We start from the raw sequence: 5,872 nt of genomic DNA on the forward strand, positions 1-5,872 counted from the left end.
GCCGACTGCGCCAGCACCGAGACCAGCGCGCCGCCCATCAGCACATAGGCGGTGTAGACCTGCGCCTTCATCGGCGGCAGGCCGGTGAGGTCGATGATCATGAAGCCGATCACCTGGGCGTTGACGATGGTCACCGCGCCCAGCCACAGCGAGCACCAGACGAACGGGCCCACCACCGGGTCGCCCCAGAAGCCGCCGCGCAGGCCCAGGCGCTGCAGCAGCGGCTGGCTTGCGCGCGCCGGGACGTTCTCGCGCCGGTCGGCCGGGATCAGCGCCCAGGCCGCCACCAACACCGCCGTGCCGATCACGAAGAAGAAGAACATCGGCCCGGCGAGCCCCAGGATCGGCAGGATCATGAACGGCGCGGCGGCGGGGCCGAGGATGCTGCCCAGCCCTTGCGCCGAGGCCAGCATGCTGAGCGCCTGCGTGCGGTTCTCGGGACTCGTGTGGTCGGCCACATAGGCCTGCGACGCCGGCCCCGCGGAAAACCCGAACAGGCCCATGAAACAGCGTGAGCCGACGATGGCGACGAAGGCGGTCATCGGCGCGACCCAGCCGACCATGCCGATGTGGATGGCGAGCGCGGTCAACGCGCTGGAGCCCGCGAAGCCCGCGCACCCGACCAGGATGATCGCCTTGCGCCCCACCCGGTCGGAGGCCGTCGACCACAGGGGCGCCACCAGGAACCAGATCAGCGACGACGCCGAAGCCGTCGAGGCGACCAGGGCGTCGGGGATGTGCAGCTCGCGCCCCACCGCCGGCATGAAGGCGTACAGCGCGCCCAATCCCGAATAGGTGGTGATCATCGCTGCGTAAAGCACGCTGGACACGCCCCAGGTGGGGCCGGTCCGCGGGTTGGTCGTCGTGTTCGCCTGGCTCATGCTGTGCTCACCCTCGCGCCGCGGTGCGCCGAACGCCGGCGCCCGCGGTTCTCATCCGGGCCTTAGCACAAGAACCTGCCGCAAGGGCATGCCCCGCAGGGGGTGAGTTCAGTCTGCGATTGTGCGGTGGTTTTTGGAGCGGGCGAAGAGATTCGAACTCTCGACCCCAACCTTGGCAAGGTTGTGCTCTACCCCTGAGCTACGCCCGCGCTCCTCGAGGTCGGATACAAGTCCCGCCCCCGAAATTTCGAGAGGCGGCTTATGGCAGACGCCCCGGCGGTTGGCAAGCGGGCGCGCATGCGATCCGCCGCCGCCCGCCTCTGCGCCACCCAAGTCTGCGCCACCCACGTCTGCGCCATCCGCCTCAGCCGCCGAACCGCGGCGTCTTCAGCCGGCGCTTGTTGACGTGACCCTCGGGCGCAGGGGCGATGTCCTCGGGGAACTCGCCGCGGAAATAGTACCGCTGCCAGGCTTCTTTGGTGGCCTCCGGGTCGAGGCGGAAGATCTTGGCGTTGAAGTCGGCGCGGTGCTTCTCCCACATGTCGTACTGGCCGCGCAGCTCGGGGTTGGCGTCCATGCGGCGGATCACCGGCTGCATCTGCGCCAGCGGCTTGTCTTGCACCAGGGTGATGAAGCAGAACGGCTCGCCCTTCTCGAAGCGCACGCGGCCGGGCCGGGTGAAGTGCCAGTTCATGGTGAAGGGGAACGGCAGCCAGTCGGTCTCCACCAGGCCTGCGAGCGGCTGGATCCCGTCCTTCACATGGTTGGGCGGCCCCATCACCCACATCGACCAGCCGGGCGGCGTGCGGAACAGATAGCCCGGGTGGAAGGTCACCACCCCATGGCTGAAGTGCGACTTCACCAGGTGGTGAAAATCCGGGTTCGGGTTGTCGGGCTTCAGGGTGATGTCGCTCTGCAGCACCCCGCCATTCCATTCCATGGTCACGGCCATGGGGCAGAGGATCTCCCACCCCGTGGTGTTGGCCATGGTCAGCGGCAGGCAGCGGTAGGGATGGCGTTCGGAGAACCGCTCCATCCAGCCGCGCTGCGGGCGGCCCGCGACGATCTCCGGCGGGCGTTCGGCGACGGGGTAGCACTCGAGTTCCATGGCGGGCTCGCGACGTTAGAGCGGAAAACTTCGACCCTCACCTGTACCCAGGCGCTCGCATCGGCGTCCAGTTGCGCTATTGGAGCGGCGATGCAAACCCAGGCGCAACTGCTGGGCTTCCTCGAGCAGATCGGGGCGGCGCCCGCGACGCTCGAACACCGCGCGGTGTTCCGCGTCGGCGAAGGCGAGGACGTCAAGGCGCAGCTTCCGGGCGCCCACACCAAGAACCTGTTCCTCAAGGACGCCAAGGGCCAGCTCTGGTTGATCTCGGCCAAGGACACGACTGAGGTGGACTTGAAGCGCCTGCCCGCGGTGATCGGCGCGGCCCGGCTGTCGTTCGGCTCCGCCGAGCTGATGGAGAGCACGCTGGGCGTGACGCCGGGTTCGGTCACCGCCTTCGCCCTGGTCAACGACGCCGAGCGCCGCGTGCGATTCGTGCTGGACAAGGCGCTGGCCGACGCCGCCACGGTGAACTTCCATCCGCTGGTCAACACCGCGACCACCGCGCTCAGCCAGGCGGGCTTTCGCACATTCCTGGCCGCCGTCGGGATTTCACCGTTGATCGTCGACTTCGAAAGCCTGACCCTGGCCTGACGCTGCAGGCGTTGAAGCGCACGCGCCTTGCGACCATCTAGGGTGCGCGAACGTTCAACGACGACCCGAGACCCAAGCCGAGACCCAATAAAGGAGCCGCCCGCATGACCTTGATCGGGGAAACCGCCGCCGCACCGCCCGCCGCCGACCTGATCAAGGACGGGACCGACGCCAGTTTCGCGGCCGACGTGATGGAGGCCTCGCGCATCCAGCCGGTGATCGTCGACTTCTGGGCGACCTGGTGCGGCCCGTGCAAGCAACTGGGCCCGGCGCTGGAACGCGCGGTGCTGGCCGCCAAGGGCGCGGTCAAGCTGGTCAAGATCGACGTCGACAAGAACCCCGCCTACGCCGGCCAGCTTCGGGTGCAGTCGATCCCCGCGGTGTTCGCCTTCGTCGATGGCCGGCCTGTGGACGGGTTCATGGGCGCGCTGCCCGAAAGCGAGGTGCAGGCCTTCGTCAAGCGCATCGGCGATCCCGGCGCGGCCGACGCGAGCGCGGCTGAGGAGCTGCTGGCCATGGCCGCCGAGTCCCTGAGCCTCGGCGACGTCGGCGGCGCGGCTCAGGCCTACGCCCAGTTGCTGCAGGCCGATCCAGCCAACCTCAAGGCGATCGCCGGCATGGCGCGGGTCTACCAGTCTCAGGGCGACGCCGAGCGCGCGCTGGAGGTGCTGGAGATGGCCCCGCCCGGCTCCAAGGATCCGGAGCTCGACAGCGTCCGCGCAGCGCTCGCCCTGGCCGCCCAGCCCGCCTCCGACACCGCCCCGTACGAGCAGCGGCTGGCCGCCGACGCCGGCGATCACGAGGCGCGCTTCGAACTCGCCAAGGCGCTGGCCGCCCAGGGACAGCTCGCCGAGGCCGCCGACCACCTGCTGACCATCATCGACAAGGACCGCGACTGGAACGAGGAGGCGGCGCGCAAGCAGCTGCTGACGGTGTTCGAGGCGGCTGGCGGCGCGTCCGACGTGGCGCGCCAGGGACGCCGGCGGCTGTCGGCGATCCTGTTCTCCTAAGGAGGGCGCGCCATGACCACCGGCTACAGGACCGCGGCGGACCTGCCCCAGGTGATCCCGGTGTTCCCGCTGGACGGGGTGCTGCTGCTGCCGCGAGGCGACCTGCCGCTGCAGATCTTCGAACCGCGCTACCTGAACATGGTCGATGACGCCATGGCCGGCGACCGCATGATCGGCATGATCCAGAAGCGCGCGGGCGGCGATCGGGCCAACCCGGCGCTGGCCGCCGTCGGCTGCGCCGGCCGCATCACCAGCTATGCCGAGACCTCGGACGGGCGCTACCTGATCACGCTCACCGGCATCTGCCGTTTCAGCGCCGGCGAGGAGCTCGCCGTGCGCACGCCCTACCGACAGGTGCGCTCGCGCTTCGAGCCGTTCGCGACAGACCTGCTGGAGGAGGCCCCGCTCGCCGGCGTCGACCGGCCCAGGTTCGCCAAGGCGCTGAAGCGCTATCTGAACCACCGTGAGCTGGACATCGACTGGGACACCGCCTCCACCGCCCCGTTGGAGGCGCTGGCCAACAGCCTGGCTATGGGCCTGCCGTTTAACGCCAGTGAGAAGCAAGCCATCCTCGAGGCCGAGGATTTCGCCGCCCGCTTCCAGGTGCTGACCGCGCTGTTGGAGATCGACGCCCTCGACGACGACGATGACGAACCGCATCCGCTCCAGTAAGGCTTGGTCATGAGCGAACCCCATCACGCCGATCTGGGCGGCGACGTCGACCCGCGCCTGCTGGAGATCCTGGTCTGCCCGGTCACCCATGGACCGCTGGAGTACGACCGCGCCAAGGGCGAGCTGATCAGCCGCAACGCCAAGCTCGCCTACCCCATCCGCGACGGCGTCCCGATCATGTTGCCGGAAGAAGCCCGCTCCCTGGCCGAGGGCGAGTAGGTTCAGCGCGAGCCCCGCCGCTTCGCTGTGCTTTCGGACAACTGCCCCCTCCGTCACGCCCTTCGGGCGCGCCACCTCCCCCGCTTCGCAGGGAAGGAGCGATGCTCCCTGCTCCTCCCCTGCGAAGCGGGGGAGGTACCTTTCGCCGCAGGCGAAAGACGGAGGGGGCGAAGCTGCGGCGGAGGTTTGCCGTGAGCGGAGGTCATGGATCCTTGGGACAAGCCAAGGATGCTTACCCCCTCACAGCGCCTCGCCCCGCAGCAGCCGCGGCAGGTCGCCCAGCCCGCCGCCGGCTTCCTGCATGAACATCCGCCGCGCCGGCCCGATGCGGTTCACCGCCGCCATGCCCAGCCCGCGCGCCAGACGCAGCACCGGATTGGCGTTGGAGAACAGGTGCACGAAGGCGTCCATGCCTGCCGCCAGCATCGCGGTGTCGAACCGTCGCCAGCGGGCGTAACGCTCCAACACCGCCAGCGAACCGATGTCCTCACCCAGCCGCGCCGCGTCGACCAGGGTCTCAGCCAGCGCCGCCGCGCCCTTCAGGCCCAGGTTCAGGCCTTGTCCCGCGATCGGGTGCACCCCATGGGCCGCATCGCCCAGCAAGGCTGCCCGCGGCGCGGCGAGCCGTTCCGCCAGCTGCATGCTCAGCGGATAGGTGAACACCGCGCCCTGGGCGTGAGCCGCGCCCAGGAAGTCGCCGAAACGCCGCGCCAGATGGGCGTGGAAGGCGTCCGGCGAGGCGGCTTTCAGCGCTTCGGCGCGCGCCGTGGGCTCGGTCCACACCAGGCTCGCGCGGCGCCCCGTCAACGGCAGGATGGCGAACGGACCGCCCGGCAGGAAGTACTCGTGGGCGACGCCGGCATGGTCGCGCTCCAGCCCGACGGTCGCCACCACAGCGGTCTGCGGATAGTCCCAACCCACCGCGCCGATGCCCGCCGCACGACGGATCACCGAGCCGCGCCCCTCGGCCCCGACCACCAGCGCGGCGCTGAGCGCACGACCGTCCTCCAGCCGCACCGTCGCGGCCCGGGCGTCGACCTCGAGCGCCACGACCCTGGCCGGCGCCAGCACCTGGATCCCGGCGTCGCGCACCGCGGCGGCGAGGCCGGCGCGGATCAGCCGGTTCTCCAGCATGTAGCCCAGCGGTTCACCGTCGGCCCGGTCGGCGATCTCCGCGGCGTCGAAATGCAGGTGGAAGCCCCGCCCGCGCCCCGCCGCCGCGCCCCCGGCGCTGTGGCAGCCGGAGGAGGAGGACCTCATCCTCGATGCGCCGAAGCCGCGCACCGGCACGGCGATGTGGCTCGGCTATGTGATCGTTGGCGTCTTCGTGGTGGGCCTCGGCGTCTGGGCGAGCCTGGTGCCGCTGGCGGAAGCCTCCATCGCGCCCG

General features: G+C 70.1%; 7 protein-coding genes and 1 tRNA gene. 4 read left to right on the plus strand and 4 right to left on the minus strand.

Going from position 1 to position 5,872, the window contains the following annotated elements; all coding sequences use genetic code 11:
- From Q8M88_RS14915 to Q8M88_RS14925, 3 genes are all read right to left on the minus strand, one after another.
- Positions 1–881: MFS transporter (locus Q8M88_RS14915; RefSeq protein WP_305597948.1), on the minus strand; the 881-nt coding region annotated here is incomplete at its 3' end.
- Between the two features lie 134 nt (positions 882–1,015).
- Positions 1,016–1,090, minus strand: a tRNA-Gly gene (locus tag Q8M88_RS14920).
- A 155-nt stretch (positions 1,091–1,245) separates the two neighbouring features.
- Positions 1,246–1,989: a DUF6065 family protein gene (locus Q8M88_RS14925; RefSeq protein WP_305597949.1), complete on the minus strand. Its 744-nt coding sequence runs from the start codon at positions 1,987–1,989 to the stop codon at positions 1,246–1,248.
- A 90-nt stretch (positions 1,990–2,079) separates the two neighbouring features.
- Here Q8M88_RS14925 and Q8M88_RS14930 point away from each other — a divergent pair, with 90 nt between their 5' ends.
- The 4 genes from Q8M88_RS14930 (at position 2,080) to Q8M88_RS14945 (ending at position 4,484) form a co-directional block, all read left to right on the plus strand.
- Positions 2,080–2,583, plus strand: a complete 504-nt coding sequence (locus Q8M88_RS14930) for a prolyl-tRNA synthetase associated domain-containing protein (RefSeq protein WP_305597950.1) — start codon at positions 2,080–2,082, stop codon at positions 2,581–2,583.
- A 104-nt stretch (positions 2,584–2,687) separates the two neighbouring features.
- A complete protein-coding gene (locus Q8M88_RS14935) occupies positions 2,688–3,593 on the plus strand; it encodes a co-chaperone YbbN (protein ID WP_305597951.1) in 906 nt (301 codons plus the stop codon).
- 12 nt (positions 3,594–3,605) lie between these two features.
- Complete coding sequence (locus Q8M88_RS14940) at positions 3,606–4,265, plus strand: LON peptidase substrate-binding domain-containing protein (RefSeq protein ID WP_305597952.1); 660 nt, start codon at positions 3,606–3,608, stop codon at positions 4,263–4,265.
- A gap of 9 nt (positions 4,266–4,274) precedes the next feature.
- The gene (locus Q8M88_RS14945; RefSeq protein ID WP_305597953.1) at positions 4,275–4,484 is read left to right on the plus strand and encodes a Trm112 family protein; all 210 of its coding nucleotides are present in this window, start codon (positions 4,275–4,277) and stop codon (positions 4,482–4,484) included.
- Between the two features lie 240 nt (positions 4,485–4,724).
- On the opposite strand, the gene Q8M88_RS14950 is transcribed toward Q8M88_RS14945, so the two are convergent.
- Complete coding sequence (locus Q8M88_RS14950) at positions 4,725–5,744, minus strand: FAD-dependent monooxygenase (RefSeq protein ID WP_305597954.1); 1,020 nt, start codon at positions 5,742–5,744, stop codon at positions 4,725–4,727.
- Positions 5,745–5,872 lie beyond the last annotated feature (128 nt).

The organism is Phenylobacterium sp. (assembly GCF_030693805.1).
Lineage (GTDB): Bacteria > Pseudomonadota > Alphaproteobacteria > Caulobacterales > Caulobacteraceae > Phenylobacterium.

Bases quoted from the DNA above. Each gene is read 5' to 3' on its own strand.
- Q8M88_RS14925 (WP_305597949.1), bottom strand. From the start codon at position 1,989: ATGGAACTCGAGTGCTACCCCGTCGCCGAACGCCCGCCGGAGATCGTC.
- Q8M88_RS14930 (WP_305597950.1), top strand. From the start codon at position 2,080: ATGCAAACCCAGGCGCAACTGCTGGGCTTCCTCGAGCAGATCGGGGCG.
- Q8M88_RS14935 (WP_305597951.1), top strand. From the start codon at position 2,688: ATGACCTTGATCGGGGAAACCGCCGCCGCACCGCCCGCCGCCGACCTG.
- Q8M88_RS14940 (WP_305597952.1), top strand. From the start codon at position 3,606: ATGACCACCGGCTACAGGACCGCGGCGGACCTGCCCCAGGTGATCCCG.
- Q8M88_RS14945 (WP_305597953.1), top strand. From the start codon at position 4,275: ATGAGCGAACCCCATCACGCCGATCTGGGCGGCGACGTCGACCCGCGC.
- Q8M88_RS14950 (WP_305597954.1), bottom strand. From the start codon at position 5,744: ATGAGGTCCTCCTCCTCCGGCTGCCACAGCGCCGGGGGCGCGGCGGCG.